The organism is Cupriavidus basilensis OR16 (assembly GCF_000243095.1).
Taxonomy (GTDB): domain Bacteria; phylum Pseudomonadota; class Gammaproteobacteria; order Burkholderiales; family Burkholderiaceae; genus Cupriavidus; species Cupriavidus basilensis_D.
Genome location: NZ_AHJE01000082.1, coordinates 1 through 19,053 on the forward strand (window position 1 = coordinate 1; position 19,053 = coordinate 19,053).

At 66.6% G+C, this 19,053-nt stretch carries 16 protein-coding genes and 6 pseudogenes; 5 read left to right on the forward strand and 17 right to left on the reverse strand.

Going from position 1 to position 19,053, the window contains the following annotated elements; all coding sequences use genetic code 11:
* From OR16_RS26930 to OR16_RS26985, 13 genes and pseudogenes are all read right to left on the reverse strand, one after another.
* On the reverse strand, positions 1–488 hold a 488-nt coding region (locus OR16_RS26930; RefSeq protein WP_006161483.1), incomplete at its 3' end, for an ATP-binding cassette domain-containing protein.
* Positions 485–1,440, reverse strand: a pseudogene (cysW, locus tag OR16_RS26935) (sulfate ABC transporter permease subunit CysW). The gene OR16_RS26930 and the pseudogene cysW, both read right to left, overlap by 4 nt.
* Before the next feature lies 1 nt (position 1,441).
* A pseudogene (gene cysT, locus OR16_RS26940) lies at positions 1,442–2,388 on the reverse strand (sulfate ABC transporter permease subunit CysT).
* A 190-nt stretch (positions 2,389–2,578) separates the two neighbouring features.
* A complete protein-coding gene (locus OR16_RS26945; protein WP_006161485.1) occupies positions 2,579–3,289 on the reverse strand; it encodes an RBBP9/YdeN family alpha/beta hydrolase in 711 nt (236 codons plus the stop codon).
* Positions 3,286–4,188: an EAL domain-containing protein gene (locus tag OR16_RS26950; protein ID WP_006161486.1), complete on the reverse strand. Its 903-nt coding sequence runs from the start codon at positions 4,186–4,188 to the stop codon at positions 3,286–3,288. Before OR16_RS26950 ends, OR16_RS26945 begins: the two co-directional genes overlap by 4 nt.
* A gap of 41 nt (positions 4,189–4,229) precedes the next feature.
* Positions 4,230–4,445, reverse strand: a complete 216-nt coding sequence (locus tag OR16_RS26955) for a TOBE domain-containing protein (RefSeq protein ID WP_006161487.1) — start codon at positions 4,443–4,445, stop codon at positions 4,230–4,232.
* 223 nt (positions 4,446–4,668) lie between these two features.
* On the reverse strand, positions 4,669–5,544 hold the full coding sequence (locus tag OR16_RS26960; protein ID WP_006161488.1) for an ATP-binding cassette domain-containing protein: 876 nt from the start codon (positions 5,542–5,544) through the stop codon (positions 4,669–4,671).
* 26 nt (positions 5,545–5,570) lie between these two features.
* On the reverse strand, positions 5,571–6,380 hold the full coding sequence (gene ssuC, locus OR16_RS26965; RefSeq protein WP_006161490.1) for an aliphatic sulfonate ABC transporter permease SsuC: 810 nt from the start codon (positions 6,378–6,380) through the stop codon (positions 5,571–5,573).
* A gap of 9 nt (positions 6,381–6,389) precedes the next feature.
* Positions 6,390–6,947: an LLM class flavin-dependent oxidoreductase gene (locus OR16_RS48425; protein ID WP_006161491.1), complete on the reverse strand. Its 558-nt coding sequence runs from the start codon at positions 6,945–6,947 to the stop codon at positions 6,390–6,392.
* Positions 6,946–7,563, reverse strand: a pseudogene (locus OR16_RS48430) (LLM class flavin-dependent oxidoreductase); the annotation flags it as partial. The gene OR16_RS48425 and the pseudogene OR16_RS48430, both read right to left, overlap by 2 nt.
* Positions 7,564–7,575: 12 nt before the next feature.
* On the reverse strand, positions 7,576–7,797 hold the full coding sequence (locus tag OR16_RS26975; RefSeq protein WP_006161492.1) for a hypothetical protein: 222 nt from the start codon (positions 7,795–7,797) through the stop codon (positions 7,576–7,578).
* Positions 7,798–7,817: 20 nt separating this feature from the next.
* Positions 7,818–8,825: a sulfate ABC transporter substrate-binding protein gene (locus OR16_RS26980; protein ID WP_006161494.1), complete on the reverse strand. Its 1,008-nt coding sequence runs from the start codon at positions 8,823–8,825 to the stop codon at positions 7,818–7,820.
* A 241-nt stretch (positions 8,826–9,066) separates the two neighbouring features.
* On the reverse strand, positions 9,067–10,029 hold the full coding sequence (locus OR16_RS26985) for a LysR family transcriptional regulator (protein ID WP_006161496.1): 963 nt from the start codon (positions 10,027–10,029) through the stop codon (positions 9,067–9,069).
* 198 nt (positions 10,030–10,227) lie between these two features.
* Between OR16_RS26985 and OR16_RS26990 the strand changes: the two genes are divergently transcribed.
* The 5 genes and pseudogenes from OR16_RS26990 (at position 10,228) to OR16_RS27010 (ending at position 14,869) form a co-directional block, all read left to right on the forward strand.
* Complete coding sequence (locus OR16_RS26990; RefSeq protein WP_043421309.1) at positions 10,228–11,202, forward strand: Bug family tripartite tricarboxylate transporter substrate binding protein; 975 nt, start codon at positions 10,228–10,230, stop codon at positions 11,200–11,202.
* A 123-nt stretch (positions 11,203–11,325) separates the two neighbouring features.
* Positions 11,326–12,553, forward strand: a pseudogene (locus OR16_RS26995) (CaiB/BaiF CoA transferase family protein).
* A gap of 14 nt (positions 12,554–12,567) precedes the next feature.
* Positions 12,568–13,339: pseudogene (locus OR16_RS27000) on the forward strand (enoyl-CoA hydratase/isomerase family protein).
* A 46-nt stretch (positions 13,340–13,385) separates the two neighbouring features.
* Positions 13,386–14,368: pseudogene (locus OR16_RS27005) on the forward strand (Bug family tripartite tricarboxylate transporter substrate binding protein).
* A 3-nt stretch (positions 14,369–14,371) separates the two neighbouring features.
* Complete coding sequence (locus OR16_RS27010) at positions 14,372–14,869, forward strand: MaoC family dehydratase (protein ID WP_006161503.1); 498 nt, start codon at positions 14,372–14,374, stop codon at positions 14,867–14,869.
* Positions 14,870–15,294: 425 nt separating this feature from the next.
* Here OR16_RS27010 and OR16_RS27015 read toward each other — a convergent pair whose 3' ends face one another.
* The 4 genes from OR16_RS27015 to OR16_RS27030 form a co-directional block, all read right to left on the reverse strand.
* Positions 15,295–15,930 carry a glutathione S-transferase family protein gene (locus tag OR16_RS27015; RefSeq protein WP_006161505.1) on the reverse strand — a complete coding sequence of 212 codons (636 nt, stop codon included), beginning with the start codon at positions 15,928–15,930 and terminating at the stop codon, positions 15,295–15,297.
* Positions 15,931–15,961: 31 nt separating this feature from the next.
* Positions 15,962–16,591 carry a glutathione S-transferase family protein gene (locus tag OR16_RS27020; RefSeq protein ID WP_006161507.1) on the reverse strand — a complete coding sequence of 210 codons (630 nt, stop codon included), beginning with the start codon at positions 16,589–16,591 and terminating at the stop codon, positions 15,962–15,964.
* Positions 16,592–16,677: 86 nt separating this feature from the next.
* Positions 16,678–17,979: a sulfatase family protein gene (locus OR16_RS27025; RefSeq protein WP_006161508.1), complete on the reverse strand. Its 1,302-nt coding sequence runs from the start codon at positions 17,977–17,979 to the stop codon at positions 16,678–16,680.
* Complete coding sequence (locus OR16_RS27030) at positions 17,976–18,953, reverse strand: Bug family tripartite tricarboxylate transporter substrate binding protein (protein ID WP_006161509.1); 978 nt, start codon at positions 18,951–18,953, stop codon at positions 17,976–17,978. The genes OR16_RS27025 and OR16_RS27030 overlap by 4 nt, the downstream gene beginning before the upstream one ends.
* Between the last annotated feature and the right edge of the window lie 100 nt (positions 18,954–19,053).

Genomic DNA, 19,053 nt, shown 5'->3' on the forward strand with positions numbered 1-19,053 from the left:
GGCTCGTCGAGCAGCAGCACGCGCGGCTCCACCGCCAGCGCGCGGGCCAGCGCGATACGCTGGCGCTGCCCGCCCGACAACTGCGGCGGATAGCGATCGGCCAGCCAGTCGAGCTGCACCAGTTCCAGCAGCGCGCGCACCTTGTCGCGGATCTGCGCCTCGCCAGGACGCTCGGCGCGCGGCTTGACGCGCAGGCCAAAGGCCACGTTCTCGAACACCGTCATGTGCTTGAACAGCGCGTAGTGCTGAAACACAAAGCCAACCTGGCGCTGGCGCACATGCTGGTGCGAGGCATCGCGCCCCTCCAGCAGGATCTGGCCGGCGTCCGCGCGTTCCAGGCCGGCGATGATACGCAGCAGCGTGGTCTTGCCGCAGCCCGAGGGCCCCAGCAATGCCGTCAGCTGGCCTTCATCGAAATCGAGGGTGACGTCGTCAAGCGCGACGAAATTGCCGAAGCGCTTCTGCACATTCTTGACCTGGATGCTCATGATGCCTGTCCTTGCAATTTGCCAGCGCTCGGGTTCTCCGGCGCAACGTTCTCGTCTTGCCTGTGCTCGCGGCTCGCCCGGTACTCCACCAGCGTCTTGATGCCCAGCGTGACCAGGGCCAGCAGTGTAAGCAGCGACGCCACCGCGAAGGCGGCCGCGAAGTTGTATTCGTTGTAGAGAATCTCCACGTGCAGCGGCATGGTGTTGGTCAGGCCACGAATATGGCCCGACACCACCGAGACCGCGCCGAACTCGCCCATCGCCCGCGCGTTGCACAGGATCACGCCATACAGCAAGCCCCAGCGGATATTGGGCAGCGTGATGCGGCGCAAGGTCTGCCAGCCCGAGGCGCCCAGCACGATGGCGGCCTCCTCTTCCTCGCTGCCCTGCGCCTGCATCAGTGGGATCAACTCGCGCGCCGGATCAACTCGCGCGCCACGAAGGGAAAGGTCACGAAGATGGTGGCCAGCACGATGCCCGGCACCGCGAACATGATCTTGATATCGTGCGCCTCCAGCCACGGCCCCAGCCAGCCTTGCGCCCCGAACAGCAGCACGTAGACCAGGCCGGAGATCACCGGCGATACCGAGAACGGCAGGTCGATCAGCGTGGTCAGCAGGCTCTTGCCGCGGAACTCGAACTTGGCGATGGCCCACGACGCCGCCACGCCGAACACCACATTGAGCGGCACCGCGATGGCGGCCACCAGCAAGGTGAGCTGGATCGCGGCCACCGCATCGGGCTCTACCAGCGAATCGAAATAGGTCTGCACGCCTTTGCGCAGCGCTTCATAAAACACCGAGGCCAGCGGAATGAACAGGAACAGTGCGAGGAACAGCACCGCGATCGCGATCAGGGTGTAGCGCACCCACGGCGCTTCGCCCGTGGCATCCTGCAAGCGCGCGGCGGGGGCAGCACGGCCGGCCAGGCCTTTGGTAACGACGCCAGCCATTTCAGCTCTCCTTGTCCGACGAGACGCACGCGCGTACTGCCTGGTGGTGACGGCGCGTCCACGCTTGCAGCAGGTTGATCAGCAGCAGCAGCGCGAAGGAGATCACCAGCATCACCACCGCCACCGCGGTAGCGCCCGCGTAGTCGTATTGCTCCAGCTTCGAATAGATCATCAACGGCGCGATCTCGGAGACCATCGGCATGTTGCCGGAGATGAACACCACCGAGCCATACTCGCCGGTACCGCGCGCGAACGACAGCGCGAACCCGGTCAGCAGCGCCGGCAGGATGGTCGGCAGGATCACGCGGGCAAAGGTCTGCAGGCGCGTCGCGCCCAGGCTGGCCGCGGCTTCTTCCAGCTCCTGCTCGGCGTCTTCCAGCACCGGCTGCACCGTGCGCACCACGAACGGCAGCCCGATAAAGGTCAGCGCCACCACTACGCCCAGCGGGGTGAAGGCCACCTTGATGCCCAGCGGCTCCAGGTAGCGGCCGATCCAGCCGTTGCCGGCGAACAGCGCGGTCAGCGCAATGCCGGCCACCGCGGTAGGCAAGGCAAACGGCAGGTCGACCAGTGCATCGATCAGGCGCTTGCCGGGAAAGCGGTAGCGCACCAGCACCCAGGCCACGATCAGCCCGAACACCGTATTGACGATGGCGGCAATCAGCGAGGCGCCGAAGCTCAGTTGCAGGGAGGCGACCACCCGGGGTGAGCTCACCGCGGTCCAGAAGGCCTCCCAGGTCATGGTGAAGGTCTTGAGGAAGGTGGCCGACAGCGGGATCAGGACGACCAGCGTCAGGTAGAACAGCGTGAAGCCCAGCGACAGGCCAAAGCCTGGCAGCACGGTAAAGCGCTGCTTGCTTGGCTTGGGCGGCGCGCTCCTGCGCGCTTGGGAGGCATCCGGTCTCGCCGGGGGCGGGGATTGTCCGCCAGGGAAATCGAGGGTGGCATGTTGTCTCGTCGGTGCCGTCAGTGTCGTATCCGCCTCCGGGGAAGGGCCTTCGGGCGGGATTCGCTGGAAGCCGAAGCAGCGGGGGCGGCTTCTTTATGACGCCGGCGCATAACACACCGGCCTACGAGACAAATTCTGCAGATACAGCCTTATAAACAGAACGAATCTTTACGTATGTTCTTAGGCGTTTTAGATATAAGGAAACGTAGACGACACTTCCAGCCCGCCATCCCAAGGCCCGGCGCGGTCGCCAGACGGGCCGGCGCTGCCGTCCGCCTCGATCCGCTGGATCAAGGTATCGAGCAAGGCGAGCCCCTCGGGCCACTGGCCAAGGCCGGAATCCGCGTTGATGTGACCCAGCATGCCCGCGTCATGGAGGTCGCTGCCCCACAGCGTGCCCCAGCTGAACGCGGTGCGCTGCTGCATCCAGGGATCGTTGCGGCTGGCCACCAGGATGGTGGGAAACGGCAGCCGGTACGCAGGCAGCAGCCCGGCCACGCCAAACTTGTCGGGATCGGCCGGCGCCACCAGCAGCGCGCCCGCGATGCCGTCGGGGTCGAGCGCCGCCTGGCGCAAGGTGGCCAGGCAGCCGAAGCTGTGCGCCACCAGGATGGCCCCCTTCGAGGCCACGCGCTGCGCGCGCATGACGCTCTCGGACACGCGCTCGGCCCACAGCGGCAGGCTCGGGCGCGACCAATCGTGCTGCTCCACGCGCTGCCAGTCCGGGAAGCGCTGCTCCCAGCGGCTCTGCCAGTGTCCCGGGCCGCTGCCATGCAACCCTGGCACCGTCAGGATCTGCAGGCCCTTGGGCACCTTCAACCGCACGTCGGCGGGGCGTCCGCTTGCGCCCCCCTGCCCGCCGCGCTGCTCCAGCGCGGCCGGCCTCTTCGTCTGCGTCATATCGGCTCCTTGGTCAACGCCATCGGGACGCCGCCGGATCCGCTCCGGGCCGCCCCGCCCTTGAATTCCCCATTGCCAGCCGCGCCGGCGATTTCATGCAGGTGGCGCGCGCTCACGGCCGAGCCGGTGAAGCTGCCCTGCCCCAGCACGATGCCGGCCGCCTGCAGCCGCTCGGCGTTCTCGGCGTTTTGCAGGCGGCGCCCGATCAGTGTCACGCCGGCGCTGTCGGCACTGGCCTGCAACCCGGCAAGCTGGCGGTCAGTCCAGTTACGGCGCATGTCCAGCTTGAGCCAGTCGGGCAGCGCGTGCGCCATGAGCGCGCCAGCCTCCGCCGGGTCCGATGCCTGCAGGCTCACGGCAAAGCCGTTGCGCCGGTAGTTGCCCACCACATGCAACAGCAGCGGCAGATCATCGTTGGCGCTGGCCGGCACCTGGATCACGAAGCGCGCCAGCGGCAAGCCAAGCGACTGCAGCGCGCGCCGGAAGGCCGCGCCGTGATCGTCGGCCACGGCGGCCAGCAGCCGGTTGTGCACGTTGAGCACCAGCTTGCGATCGCCATCGGCCGCGAAATAGTTGATGGCATGCACCAGGCGCGAGAGCCGGTCGAGCGAAACCAGCGAGGCATCGTCAGCCGCCATCGCGAACAGCTTCCATGCCGTCAGGCCGACGCCGTCGCCGGCGTACGTGCGCAGCGTGCCTTCATGCGCCACCACGTCGCGGCTGGACAAGGTGATGAGCGGCTCGAACGCGCTAGTCAGGGAACAGTGATAGAACTGGCCTTGCACCTGCCCACGCTCGTCGCGCCACAGTTGCCGATCGTTCTCTGGCCGGCGCGGCAGCCCTGCCAGATAGTGGGTGAGCGCCGCCGGTGCCGCGCCTGCTTCGTTCGCGCTTGCCATTGCGATTTCCTTTGCGTTGCGCTTGCGCCTCGGGCGAGGCTTCAAAGCTTGGCCAGGGATACCTCGGTAGCCTTGACCAGGGCAACCACTTCGCTGCCGATGGTGAGGCCGAGATCCTTGACCGAGCGGGTGGTGATGACCGAAGTGACGATGCCGGCCGGCGTCTCGACATCGACCTCCGAGACCACGGGGCCTTCGATGATGGCGGCTACCTTGCCGCGGAACTGGTTACGTACGTTGATCGCCTGAATGCTCATGATAGAAGTTCCTTTGCGTGAGTGAAAATGAGAAATGCGTAAAACGTTGGTTCAGAGGATGGCGGCTGCGCGGGTGAGTGACGTTGCCCGCTCACCCGTGACTGCCACTGCCGGCGCGGGTTGTGCCGGCTTCGCTCAAGGCAGGCCGCGCGGCTTTGTTTCATACATGTCTGCTGCTTTGTTGGCGTCCTTGCTTGTGGCTTGCTTGTGGCTTGCTGACGCGCTAGATCGCCCAGCGCACAGAATCCACCGTGCGCGCCACCGACCAGTCCACCGCCGGTGCCAGCGCCTGGCCATGCACGCTGTCATCGGCGGGAGTTGCACCATCGCGCTGCATCACCCGGCGCAGCACCGCATCCTCCAGCTGCGCCAACGCCGCCGAGCCGCGCTGGCGCGGACGCGGTAGCGTCACCCGCTGGTCCAGCGCGATACGGCCGTCTTCGATCAACACCACGCGGTCGGCCAGCGCGACGGCTTCCGATACATCGTGGGTCACCAGCAGCGCGGTGAAGCCCAGGCGCTGCCACAAGGCTTCGATCAAGCCCTGCATCTCGATGCGGGTCAGCGCATCCAGCGCGCCCAGCGGCTCGTCGAGCAGCAGCAGGCGCGGGTGATGCACCAGCGCACGCGCCAGGGCCACGCGCTGGCGTTGCCCGCCCGACAGGCGCGCCGGCCATTCGCCCGCGCGCTCGGCCAGGCCGACCTGGCCCAGCACCCTGGCCGCATCGGCCCGCCGCGCGCGCGGCAGTCCCAGCGCCACGTTGTCCAGCACCGTCTTCCACGGCAGCAGGCGCGCGTCCTGGAACATGACCCGGACCGCCTCGCGCTGCTTGTGGCCGGGTGCGCCGTCCAGCGTAACGCCGCCACCGTCGCTGTCTTCCAGGCCGGCCACCAGCCGCAGCAAGGTGCTCTTGCCGCAGCCGCTGCGGCCCACGATGGCGAGGAACTCGCCAGGCGCGGCCTGCAGGTCGATGCCATGCAGCACCTCGCGCCCGCCGTATCGCTTCACCAGCTGCCGCACGTGGAGCGCGAAGCCCTTGCCGTCCTGGCTGGCCGGTACGTCCGCCAGCGCGGCTTGTTCGATCGGATTGCTTTGCATATCGGGTTCTCCTTGGCCGGCGGCGCTCAGCGCGCCTGGTAGCCGGGATGCCAGCGCAGCCAGAATCGCTCCAGCCCGCGGGACAGCAAATCAGCCAGCTTGCCCAGCAGCGCATAGAGCAGGATGCCCACCAGCACCACGTCGGTCTGCAGGAACTCGCGCGCGTTCATGGTCATGTAGCCGATGCCCGCCTGCGCCGAGATGGTCTCGGCCACGATCAGGATCACCCACATCAGGCCGAGCGAGAAACGCACGCCGACCAGGATGTTGGGCAAGGCCCCCGGCAGGATCACCTCGCGGTAAAGGCGCCAGCCCGACAGGCCGTAGCTCTTCGCCATCTCGATCAGACCCGGGTCGACCGCGCGGATGCCGTGGTACGTGTTCAGGTAGATCGGGAAGAACACCCCCAGCGATACCAGGAACAGCTTGGCGGTCTCGTCGATGCCGAACCACAGGATCACCAGCGGGATCAACGCCAGCGGCGGGATATTGCGCACCATCTGCAAGGTGCTGTCGAGCAGGGTCGCGGCCGGGCGGAAGGTACCGGTCAGCAGGCCCAGCGCCAGCCCGAAGCCGCCGCCGATGGTGAAGCCGAGCACGGCGCGCCAGGTACTCACCCACACGTGGCGCCACAGCTCGCCCGTCACTGCCAGGCCCCAGGCGGCCTTCACCACATCGAACGGTGCGGGCAGGATGCGGTTGGACAGCCAGCCGAGCTGCGAGGCCAGTTGCCATGCCGCCAGCAGCAGCACCGGCACGATCCAGGGCGCGGCCGAACGAGACGCATGGCGCAGCCAGTCGGCGCTGCGCGGAGCCAGGGTCAGGGGAGCGGACATGGCGGTCTCCTATTCCCGCGTGCCGCGCGCCGCGCGCGGCACGATGCCGGTTGCCATGACTTCCCCGAAGGGGCCGGACAGCACCTTGCCCGGCGGCCTGTCGCGCACCGAGCGCGGCAGCAGCGGGAAGACCAGTTCGGCGAAGCGATAGGCTTCCTCCAGATGCGGGTAGCCGGACAGCACAAAGGTATCGATGCCCAGTTCCGCGTACTCCTTGATGCGCGCCGCCACTGTCAACGGGTCGCCCACCAGTGCCGTGCCCGCGCCGCTGCGCACCAGGCCAACGCCGGCCCACAGGTTGGGGCTGATCTCCAGTTCCGCGCGGCTGCGCCCGCCGCCACCGGCATGCAGCGCGGCCATGCGGCGCTGCCCTTCGGAATCCATCTTGCCGATCACCGCCTGCGCGCGCGCCACCGTCGCATCGTCGAGCTTGCTGATCAGCTGATCGGCGGCAGCCCATGCCTGGTTCTCGGTCTCGCGCACGATCACGTGCAAGCGGATGCCGAACTTCACGGTGCGCCCGACGCGCGCCGCGCGCTGACGCACGTCGGCGAGTTTCTTCGCCACATCGGCCGGTGGCTCGCCCCCAGGTCAGGTAGGTATCCACCTGCTCGGCCGCCAGCGCATGTGCGGCTGCCGAGGAGCCGCCAAAGTACACCGGCGGATGCGGCCGCTGCAGCGGCGGGAACAACACCTTCGCACCCTTGACCTTGAGGTGCCTGCCCTCGTAGTCGAGCTCCGCGCCTTCGTGGCTGGCGGCCAGCACCTCGCGCCAGATACGGATGAACTCGGCCGAGGCCTCGTAACGCTCGGCATGGTCCAGGAACAAGCCATCGCCCTCCAGCTCCGACGCATCGCCGCCCGTCACCAGGTTCACCAGCAGGCGGCCGCCCGACAAGCGGTCGAACGTCGCCGCCATGCGCGCGGCCAGCGTGGGCGCCATCAGCCCGGGGCGCACCGCCACCAGGAAGCGCAGCCGGTTTGTGACCGCGGCGAGCGTGGAGGCCACCACCCACGGATCCTCGCAGGAGCGGCCGGTGGGAATCAGCACGCCTTCGTAGCCGAGCGTATCGGCCGCGGTGGCGATCTGCTTCAGGTAATCGATGTTGACCTCGCGTGCGCCCTCCGAGGTGCCGAGGTAGCGGCTGTCGCCGTGCGTGGGGATAAACCAGAAGACCTGCATGTCCGTGCCTCTTCAGCTCTGTTTGTGGATCGTGGCCACCCGGCCCTCGCCTGCTGCGTGCAGGCCTGCCGCCAGCAAGGCGGCGCCCAGTGCGCCGGTAATCAACGCCACCAGCAATACGTGGCGCAGCGGCGCGCCGGCAAGGATCGGCATCGGAAAGAAATCGAAAATGGAATTGGAATTGGAATTGGAATTGGAGCCGGGGCTAGGGTACGGAACGTGCGCGGCGGGCACGCGCCCGCCGCAGGCACGCCTTACTTCTTGCCCGGCTGGTAGACCTGATCGAACGAGCCGCCGTCGGCGAAGTGCGCCTTCTGCGCTTTCTGCCAGCCGCCGAAGGCCTCATCGATGGTGAACAGCTTGACCTTGGGGAAGTTGCTCGCGTACTTGGCGGCAATCTTCTCCGAGATCGGGCGGTAGTAATTCTTGGCCGCGATTTCCTGGCCCTCGTCGGTGTACAGGAACTCCAGGTAGGCTTGCGCCACCTTGCGCGTGCCCTTCTTGTCCACCACCTTGTCCACCACCGCCACCGGCGGCTCGGCCAGGATGGAGATCGAGGGCGCGACGATGTCGAACTTGTCCGGGCCGAGTTCCTTGATCGCCAGGATGGCCTCGTTTTCCCAGGCAATCAGCACATCGCCCAGGCCGCGCTCGACGAAGGTCGTGGTGGCGCCGCGGGCGCCGGAATCCAGCACCGGCACGTTCTTCAGCAACTGGCCGACAAACTCCTTGGCCTTTTGCTCGTTGCCGCCCGGCTGGCGCAGCGCATAGCCCCAGGCCGCCAGGTAGTTCCAGCGCGCACCGCCCGAGGTCTTCGGGTTAGGCGTGATGACCTGCACGCCCGGCTTGACCAGGTCGTTCCAGTCCTTGATGCCCTTGGGGTTGCCCTTGCGCACCAGGAACACGATGGTCGAGGTATAGGGCGACGCATTGTGCGGCAGGCGCTTTTGCCAGTCCGGCTTGAGCAGGCCCTTCTCGGCAATGGCGTCGATGTCATAGCCCAGCGCCAGCGTGACCACGTCCGCATCCAGCCCGTCGATCACCGAGCGCGCCTGCTTGCCCGAGCCGCCGTGCGACTGGCGGATGGTCAGCGCATCGCCGCCCTTGGCCTTCCAGGCCTTGGCGAAGGCGGCATTCACGTCCACGTACAACTCCCGCGTGGGATCGTACGAGACGTTCAGCAGGGCGGTGTTGGCCCAGGCGGTCTGGGTGGAACCGATGACGGCCAGTGCCGCGAGTCCGATGGCCAGCTTGCGAATCATGTGTCTTGCTCCCGTATTCTCGTCGTGAAATGGCGCGTTCGCGCCGCGTTTCATGGCCCTCCTTGTGTGGGAAGGCTTGTGTCAGGGAAGAAGACTACCGAGGGCCCTATGTGAAAGGAACGAATGGTTTCGCCGATCCTTGCACGTTTTCCGCATAAGATTCGACGGAAATATGCACATGCCGGAGGAAGTGGGAAAGGGGCTCGCGGTGCCGAATACCTTGCGCGCCCCGCCCTTGCGGTCAGCGGCCCGCACTGTTCACGCGGGCCGGCCACTGCCCATCGGCAATCAGCGCGCGAACCGTTTCCATCAGCAGGTCCAGCACCGCCGAGACCGCGATCGACAGCGGCATGGTGGCGGAGCGGCACAGATAGACCGGGCGCGACATGCTCGGATGGGTGATCCGCGCCGCGGACACCAAGCCATCGTGCAACTCCGCGCAGACCGATGCGTAGGACAGGATCGTGCACCCCACGCCATGCGCCGCGAGATGGATGAGCTGCGGAATGGCATTCACCTCCGCCAGTACCGAGAGCTCGACCTGGTGGGCGCGCAGATAGCCATCGATCAACGCGCGCAGGCCATGCTCGCCCGCCGGCAGGATCATGGGGAAGCGGTGCAGGTCCTTGAACCGGACCGTCCTGGTCAGATCGGCTCCGCTCTTGCGGGCATCGGTGAACTGCCCCGGGGGTGCCAGCAAGACAAGATCCTCGTCGACCACGTGCTCGAACAGCAGCCCGGAGCCGGCGTCCGCCTGGAAGGTCAGGCCAATGTCGACACGCCCGCTCAGCAGGTGGTCGGGAATGTACCCGGTGCTGAGCTCGATCACCTGCAACTGAACCTTGGGCCAGCGCCGGATGGCTTCGCGCACCAGCGATACGGTCAGGATCTTCGCCATGGATTGCGGCAGGCCGATCGCGACCCTGCCCGCGGGATCGGTCACCAGGTCACGTACGTCCTCACAGGCGACGTCGAGCCGCTTGAGGATATCCCTGGCGTGGCTCTCGAATCTCAGCCCGGCGGCAGTCAGGACGACACCCTTGTGGCTGCGCATGAAGAGCGCCACGCCAAGATCCTGCTCGATGTGCTTGATCTGGAGACTCAGCGCCGGCTGCGCGAGATGCATGTTCTCGGAGGCCCGGGAGATCGATCCCGCGGACACCACCGCCAGGAAACATCTGAGTCCACGTACATCGATCGACATAGGCAAGTCTCCGCATGTGACGCCACGCGGCCGCCCGGGCGGCGGCGCAATGGCAGCAAGGTCCAGCTGGGTATAGCATAAAAATATACTTAGTATCAAAAATCTATCTTGGACATATAGCGGTACCGGAGCCCATAGTGGCGCCAGCTTCCGCGCAACGCACGCGGATTCCAAGACAGATAAATCCACGGAGACTCAATGGGACTCAGCCGCCGTACTTTCCTGACGGGTGCAGCCGCATCCTTGCTCGCCCCGTCTGTGCATGCTGAGCCATGGCCGTCGCGGCCGATCAAGCTTGTCGTCCCGTTCGCGGCGGGTGGCCCCGGAGACTTCGTGGCACGCCTGATTGCCATACCGCTGGGCAACCGGCTCGGCCAACCCGTGGTGGTCGAGAACAAGCCCGGTGCCGGCGGCAATCTCGGCACGCAGAATGTGCTCGACGCCAATGCCGATGGCTATACGCTGCTGCTCAACACGGTCGGCATGCATGCCGTCAACCCGTTGCTGTTTCCCGATTTGCGCTTTCGCCCACAACGCGACCTGGTGGCCATCGGCGTGGTGGCGACGGTGCCGAACGTGCTGGTGGTGCATCCGACCAGGCTCGGCGTCAACACCCTGGCGGACCTGGTCCGCGCCGGCAAACAGCGGCCGGACACTCTCACCTATGCCACCTTCGGCGCTGGAAGCTCCCCGCATATCTATGGCGCGCTGCTGCAGAAGGCCGCGGGCTTCACCGCCGTGGCCGTGCCCTACAAGGGCAGCGCGCCGGCAAGCACTGACGTCATGGCCGGGAATGTGGATTTCCTCTTCGACAGCATGACCACCTCCATCGGCCAGATACAGGGCGGAAAGCTCAAAGCACTGGCGATCACTTCGGCCGCGCGTTCGCCCCTGCTGCCGGATGTGCCGACGCTGCAGGAAGCCGGCTATCCGGCGCTGGACCTGAAGTTCTGGCTGTCGTTGCAGGCGTCCGCGAAGACGCCGCCCGCCATCGTCGAATCGCTGCGCCAGGCCGTGGCGCAAAGCGCTGGCGATGCAGGCTACGGCCATGCGCTGGTTGCGCGGGGGGCCGAGCCGTTCCACATGGCGCCCGCCGATGTGCAGGCCTATGTGAATCGCGACACCGCGCGCTGGACGGCGCTGGCCCGCTCCATCGACATCAAGCCCGAGTAGCCGCCCCAGGGTCACCCGGGCATCCCATTGCCACAACACGGCCACAACACGACCACAACACGACGCCGGACTTGCGCCAGCAATCCGGGGCGGCCGCCGTCGATCCGTTTCGGAGATATATCCATGATTGCATTGCAGGGCATTCGCGTCCTCGACTTGAGCAAGGTGCTCGCCGGCCCCTTGTGCGGACAGTATCTGGGCGAACTCGGCGCCGAAGTCATCAAGGTCGAACCGGTCGGCAGTGGCGACGATACGCGCGCCTGGCTGCCGCAGGAGCGCGGGCAGTCCGCCACCTTTCTTGCCGTCAATCACAACAAGCGCAGTCTCGCCGTTGACCTCAAGAGCAGCGAGGGCAGGCAGATCGTCCAGACGCTGGCGGCCAAGGCGGACGTCGTGCTGCAAGGCTTCGGCAGTGGCGCCGCCGCCAGGCTTGGTGTGGACTACGACACGCTGTCCGCGTTGAACCCGGCGCTGATCTACTGCGAGATCTCCGGCTACGGACGCACGGGCCCCCTGGGCCAGGAGCCCGGCTACGACGTCATGCTGCAGGCATTCAGCGGCATGATCAGCACGATGGGCCAGGCCGGTGGCCAGCACGCGCGCGCCAGCTTTTCGCCGGTGGACCTGGGCACCGGCATGCATGCGTTCAGTGGCGTCCTGGCGGCGCTGATCGAGCGGCAGAAGACCGGCCGCGGCATGCACCTGGAGGTATCCCTGCTGGATACGGCAATGGGCTTCATGGGCTATCTCGCCCAGAACTATTGGCTCAGTGGCAAGGTGCCGCAGCCCATGGGCACCGCGCATCCGGCCATGGCGCCCTACCAGGTGTTCGACGCAGCCGACGGGCCGGTGATGATCGGGCGTCGGCAAACGCGCGCAGTGGCGGCGCTTCTGCCCGGTCGCCGGGTTGCAGGATGTGGTCGACGCGCCGCGGTTCGCCACCAATGCGGCCCGTGTCGCGCACTTCGCCGAAACGGTCGAGATGGTCCAGGCGCGCATTCGGACCCAGCCGGTTGCCTACTGGCTCGACGCACTGCGCAAGGCTGGCGTGGCATGCTCCCCGATCCACACGCTGGACCAGGCGCTGGCGCACCCGCAAGTGGCCGAGCGCGCGCTGATCGCGGAGTCCGAGCATCCGGTGCTGGGCAAGGTGAGGAATATGGGCTTGCCCGTGCGCTTTCGCGGCGGCAGCCGGCGGGCGCGCCGCGCGCCGCCTTTGCTGGGCCAGCACACCGACGAGATCCTGTTGCAGACGGGCTATACGCCAGAGTCCATCGAACGATTCAAGGCGCGCGGCGTGGTTGCCAGCGCCGATGCCAGCAAAACCGGCAGCCTTTCCACGGCCGCATGACATCAGGAGTCACCATGCCCTCAGTCAGATATGAAGTGCGCGACAGGGTCGCGGAAATCCTCCTCGATAGCGCGCCGGTCAATGCCTTGAACGAGGCGATGATCGACGACGTGCTGGCGGCGCTGCGACGCGCGGCCCAGGACGATTCGGTCAGGGCCGTCATCCTGGGCAGCGCCCTGCCCCGGCGCTTTTTGCGCCGGGCTGCGGCTCGATGCGCTGCATGGGGCGCCGCCGGCCCGGATCTATGGCTTGGTCGACAAGCTGTACAACGCGCTGTGCGACGCGCAATTCAACCTGGGCAAGCCGTCCATTGCCGCCGTGAATGGCACCGCGCGCGGCGGCGGCATGACGCTCGCGATCTCCTGCGACATGATCGTCGCCGCCGACACGGCCACCTTCGGCTATCCGGAAATCGACGTCGGGCTGACGCCCGCCATCCACTACACCCACCTGCCGCGTGTGATTGGCCGTCACCGGGCCTTCGATCTGCTGTTCACCGGACGCGCGTTCGACGCCGCCGAAGCCATGTCCCTCGGACTGGTCAGCCGCGTGGTGCCCGAGCAGGACGTCATGCGCGAGGCCAGGGCGCTTGCGCAGACCCTGTGCGCGAAATCCCCCGTCGTCGTCAAGATGGGGCGCCAGGCCTTCATGCGCGCCAACGACAACGACTACCGGCGCGGCGTCGCCGCGGCCGTGGAGAGCTTCGGCAATGTGGTGGCGACGGACGACGCGAAGGAAGGCATCGCCGCGTTCGTGGAAAAACGCAAGCCATCCTGGCAGGCCTGACCGTGCCGGCTTCAACCATTGACATCAACGAGAATGGAGCGAACGCATGCGATTCCTGAACACCCTGCGCCGGAGCGCCTCCGTCATCCTTGCGCTGCTCGCGGCGCAGCCGGGTGGCGCCGCGGCGAAGGATGCATGGCCAGCCCAGGCCGTGAGGCTGGTGGTGCCTTACGCAGCCGGCGGGCCGACCGATGCCTTCGCGCGCGTGCTGGCCGAGCAATGGGGCAAGCAGCTGGGCGAGCCGATGATCGTGGAGAACCGCACGGGCGCCGGCACGGTGGTTGGCACCGACTACGTGGCGAAAGCCAAGCCGGACGGCTATGTGATCCTGTTGACGACGGTGGCGCACGCGGTCAACGAGAGTATCGTGCCCCGTCTGCCCTACCGCACCACGCAGGACTTCGCGCCTGTCGGACTGGCGGCCAAGGCACCCCTGGTCCTGCTGGTGAACAAGAGCTTCCCGGCCAGGAATCTCCCCGAATTCCTGGCGTACGTCAAAGCGCATCCCGGTCAGATCAACTATGGTTCCGCCGGCAATGGCAGCGCACCCCACGTTGCTACGGAGTTGCTGAACCTCAAGGCCGGGCTGAAGACCACGCACATCCCGTACCGCGGCACCGGGCCCGCCATGACCGACCTGATCGGCGGGCAGATCGGCTTCATGCTCGACAGCGCGCCGACGGGACTCGCGCAGGTCCGCGCGGGCACAGTGCGGCTGCTTGCCACATCGATGCAATCGCGCCTTGCGCAGACGCCGGACACGCCGGCCATCGCCGAAGCGGTACCCGGCTACGAAGCCTATACGTGGAATGGCGCCTTCGTCCCGCGGGAACGCCGGCGGCGGTGATCGCCACGCTGAATGGCGCGTTACGCCGTGCGCTTGCCGACCCCGGCCTGAAGAAGCGAGCCTTCGAGATGGGCCTGGTTCTCGAGTCCGAGCCCACGCCGCAGGCACTCGCCGCGCACGTGAACAGTGAGATCGCCAAATGGCGGACCGTCGCGCAGGCGGCCGATATCAAGGAGCAGTGAAGCATGACCCGACCCGACCTTGCGAGCGCATTCGACCCCAGCCAGCACCGCATGTGCGCACAGCGGTATTTCGAGGACTTCACCGTTGGGGAGCGCTTCGTGCTGCCGTCACGCACCATGACCGATGCCATGTTTGCCGCGTTCCAGCTCGCCAGCGGCGATAACCATCCCGTGCACTACGACGTGGAATACTGCCGCGCGCACGGCATGCCGCAACTGCTCGCCCATGGCTTCCAGGTCGTGATCCAGACGGCAGCCGGCGCCGGGCTCTTTCCGCACATGGTCGAGGAATCGCTGAAGGGGTTCATCGACCAGAGCAGCCGCTTTCTGCATCCCGTCTTTGCCGGCGATACCCTCTACAGCACGCTGGAAGTCAGCGAACTCGCGTCGAACCGGAGCACCGGCGTGCTGGCCATGCGTTCCACGGTGCATAACCAGTCTGCCGTGCTCGTGATGGAAGGCACACAGCGCTACCTGTTGAGGAAACGCCAGCCTGACTAGGAACTTGTCGCAACACGTAGCCCGGGAACGGCATCACACTGGCACGGGATTGAGCTGTTCCTATGCATCCCTTGGCTTCGTCAGCTACGGAGGGGAACCAGAAGCGCTCCGCCTTGGCGAGACCTACCACGATGCCCAGTTGATGAGCTTGCTCATCGTGCATGATGCGTGAGCCAAGCCGGGAACTGCCACTGGCACCGCCCGGCAGGCGCGCAGAAAAAAGCCCGCCCCACTTGCGTGGCGCGGGCCAAGTTTCCGTATTCTGGAAACGGGTAGACAAGTCATGAAGAGCGCCCCCGCATCTCCATGACGGAAACCATCTTAGCGGGCCGCACCATTTTGGTTCTTGACCCATGTCAAATGGCTGCCCTGTTTGTGCAAGGGTTGTGCGGCGGATGCATGGAGCTTGTAGGGATTTGCCAGCGTCAAGCCAGGTCGTCCAGCTTGACCGCAAAGCCGCGCTGCACGCCGGGACGCGCAAACAGGGCGTCGTACCAGCGCCTGACATTCGGAAACTGCTCCAGCGAGACCTGATGGCGCTCATGGCGCCAGGCCCAGCCCAGGATCGCGAAATCCGCCACGGACAGGTCGCCGGCCACGTACTCCACCTGCGCCAGCCGCCGGTCCAGCACGCCATACAGGCGCCGCGTTTCCTCCGAGTAGCGCTTGAGCCCATAGTGCCGGTCAGCCTCCGCCTCGACCGTGCGGAAGTGATGCACCTGGCCCGGCATGGGCCCGAAGCCGCCCATCTGCCACATCAGCCACTCCAGCACCGGCACACGGTCGCGCAAGCTCGCGGGCAGGAACTTGCCGGTCTTCTCGGCAAGATAAAGGAGGATCGCGCCGGATTCGAAGACGCTGATCGGTTGTCCATCGGGGCCTTCGGCATCGACGATGGCCGGGATGCGGTTGTTGGGGCTGATGCGCAGGAATTCCGGCTGGTGCTGCTCGCCCTTGGTGATATTCACCGTATTGACGGTATAGGGCAACGCCATTTCCTCGAGCGCGACGCTGATCTTGCGTCCGTTCGGCGTGTTCCAGGTGTGCAAGGTGATGGTCATGGGAATCGGTCCTTGATGGGGAATGCAGGGCTCAGCTCAGCGGCGCCGCGACGTACTGGCGGAAACCTGGCCGCGCACCGACGCGCGCATACCAGCGCTCGAGATTCGCCAGCGCCGGACGCTCGATCTGGCCGTCCAGGCCGAACCAGCGGCGCGCATAGGCGCCCAGCACCAGGTCGGCTAGCGTGAAGACGCCACCTTCAAGATAGTCGCGGCCCTCCAGGTGCTGGTCGAGCATGCGCCACAACCCTGCCACCACGCCGGCTTCGGCAGCCAGGCGAGCCACATCGCGTTCGGCGGCCGGCGTGCGCACAAAGCCCCAGAAAACGGGCCGCTCCGCCGGCTGCAAGGTCGACAGCGCCCAGTCCAGCCAGCGGTCCACGCTGGCGCGCACCTTCGGCTCGGCCGGGTACAGCGCGCCTGCCTTGCCGTAGGCCATGGCGAGGTAGCGCAGGATGGAATTCGACTCCCACAGCACAAAATCGCCATCAATGATGGTCGGGACGCGCCCGTTAGGATTCATGGCGAGATAGTCGGGCTCGTTGTTGCCGCCGAACTGCATGCCGGCATCGATCCGCCGGAACGGCAAGCCAAGCTCTTCGCAACCCCACAACACCTTCTGCACATTGACCGAATTCGCTCGGCCCCAGATCGTCAGCATTCGATGTGTCCCCTGTCAGGATTCCCGCGTTTCGCGAAAGCCTTTAACAATACACCAAGGTGCGCATCGGGGCCGCGGCCGGGCCGCTATCTCTGCGGCATATCCGCCGCCGAGTACCCCAGGCTGACCGTGGCATCCTCAGGAATCGGCGGCATGCCCGCATTCCACGCCAGCCAGGCCCCGCGCATCGCAGCCAGCCGCAGAGGCTCGCGTTTTGCCAGGTTGGCACGCTCGCGCTCGTCGCGGCTTAGATCGAACAGGTACTCGTGTCCATCCACCTGCAGATACTTCCAGTCGCCGTCACGCAGCGCGCGCTGGTCGCGGTGGTTCATGCGCCAGTGCAACGGGCGGTGGAAGCGGTGCGCCGCATCGCGCAGCAACGGCATCAGCGACACGCCGTCCAGCGGGTAGCCGGGATCGGCCTGCACGCCCGCCGCATCCAGCAACGTGGCCGACCAGTCCATCGTCATGCAGTGCTGCGCGCTGGTGCCGCCCGGCGCGATCATCGCGGGCCAGTGCGCGATCCATGGCACGCGGATGCCGCCCTCGGTCAGGTCCATCTTGCCGCCCACCAGCGGCCAGTTGTCCGAGAAGCGCTCGCCGCCGTTGTCGCTGGTGAAGACAATCAGCGTGTTGTCGAGCTGGCCGAGCTGGCGCAGCGCCTGCACCAGCCAGCCGATGCCCTCGTCCATGTGGCTGATCATGCGCCGGTAGGTGTGGATGTTGCCGCCATCGAGATGGAACAGGTTGTTGCTGACCTGCGGCGCCAGCGCGGCGTCGTCACGGGTTTCCCACGGCCAGTGCGGCGCGGTGTAATGCAGGCTAAGGAAAAATGGCGCGCCCTCCCCGCTCATGCGCGTCACGTAATCCACCGCGCGCCGCGACAGCAGATCGGTCAGGTAGCCGGGTTCCTGGTGTTCCGCGTCGTTGTGCCACAGGTCGTGACGGCCGCTGGAATCGCAATGCGTGAAGTAATCGACACCGCCCGCCATGGGGCCGAAAAACGCCTGGTAGCCCGACAGCAGCGGCCCGAATGCCGGCGCAAAGCCCAGGTGCCATTTGCCGATCAGCGCCGTGCGGTAGCCCTGCGCCCGCAGCAGCGAGGGCAAGGTGGGATGCGCCGGCGGCAAGCCCAGCGCGCTGCTGCCACGGCTCTTGCTGTTGATCGGCTCCTCGGCCGCGCCGCGCAACCGGTACTGGTAGCGCGCCGTCATCAGCGCAAAGCGCGTGGGAGAGCACACCGGCGAGTTGGCATAGCCCTGCGTCAGCATCAGGCCGTTGGCGGCCAGGCTGTCGAGCACCGGAGACACCGGCTCGCGCCCGCCATAGCAGCCCAGGTCCGCGTAGCCGAGATCGTCGGCGACGATATAGATCAGGTTCGGTTTCATTCGACTTTCATGCCGGTGGCGACAATGAGTTGACGATAGCGCTCGGACAGGTCCGACAACCGCCGTGCGGCCGCCGCGCCGATGATGGCCTCGGGCTGCAGGTCCAGCGCCTGCATGCGAGCCTGCACATCGGGCCGCGTCAGCGCGTCGGCGATGGCGCGCTCGAGCACGCGCATCACCGGCTCCGGCGTGGCCGCCGGCACCATCGCCACGTACAGTACCTCATGCTCCAGCGCCCTCATGCCGAGCTCTGCCACGGTAGCGATGCCCGGCGCCAGGCGCGAGCGCTGGTGGCTGGTCACCGCCAGCGCTGTCACCTTGCCCGCCTTGACGAAGGGCAGCATGCTGGGCGTGGCCAGGATGCCGCCATCCACCTCGCTGCCCACCACCGCGGTCACCGCCGGCGTGCTGCCCTTGTAAGGCACATGGTTCAGCTTCAGGCCGGTGGCGCGCTGGAACTCCTCGATGGCCAGATGGCCCGGGCTGCCGCTGCCGCCGGAGCTGAAGTTCAGGCGCCTCGCCTTGGCCTGCTTGACCAGGTCCGGCAAGGAAGCGATGCCCGACGACGGGGACGTGCCTACCAGCAAACCCGAACTGGCCAGTATCATCAAGGGCTTGAGCTCGCCGGGCCGGAACGGCATGGTGCTGTAGATGTGCGGATTGACGGTAAAGGTGGTATCGATGCCGAACAGCACTACGTAACCATCGGCCGGGCTCTTGGCCACCGCCCCCGCGCCCAGGTTGCCGCCTGCGCCCGGCTTGTTCTCGACCACAAAGGCCTGCTTGAGCTCGCCCTGCAGCACCTCGGCCACTGAACGGGCCAGCAGGTCGGACGGGCCACCCGGCGGGAACGAGTTGACGAAGCGAACCGGCTTGGCCGGATAGCGATCCTGGGCGTGCGCAGCGAGTCCCGGCGCGCAGAGCAGGAGCGCAAGGGTTGCGGCCCGCAGCGGGGCGGCAAGTCGATGGAACATGGCGTGGTCTCCGTTGTTATGTGCATTGGCACTGCGGCGCCTCGCGGCGCCGCAGTGCCGGACAACTCTACTTGCCATGCCGTCGATTGTTCTAATCAAT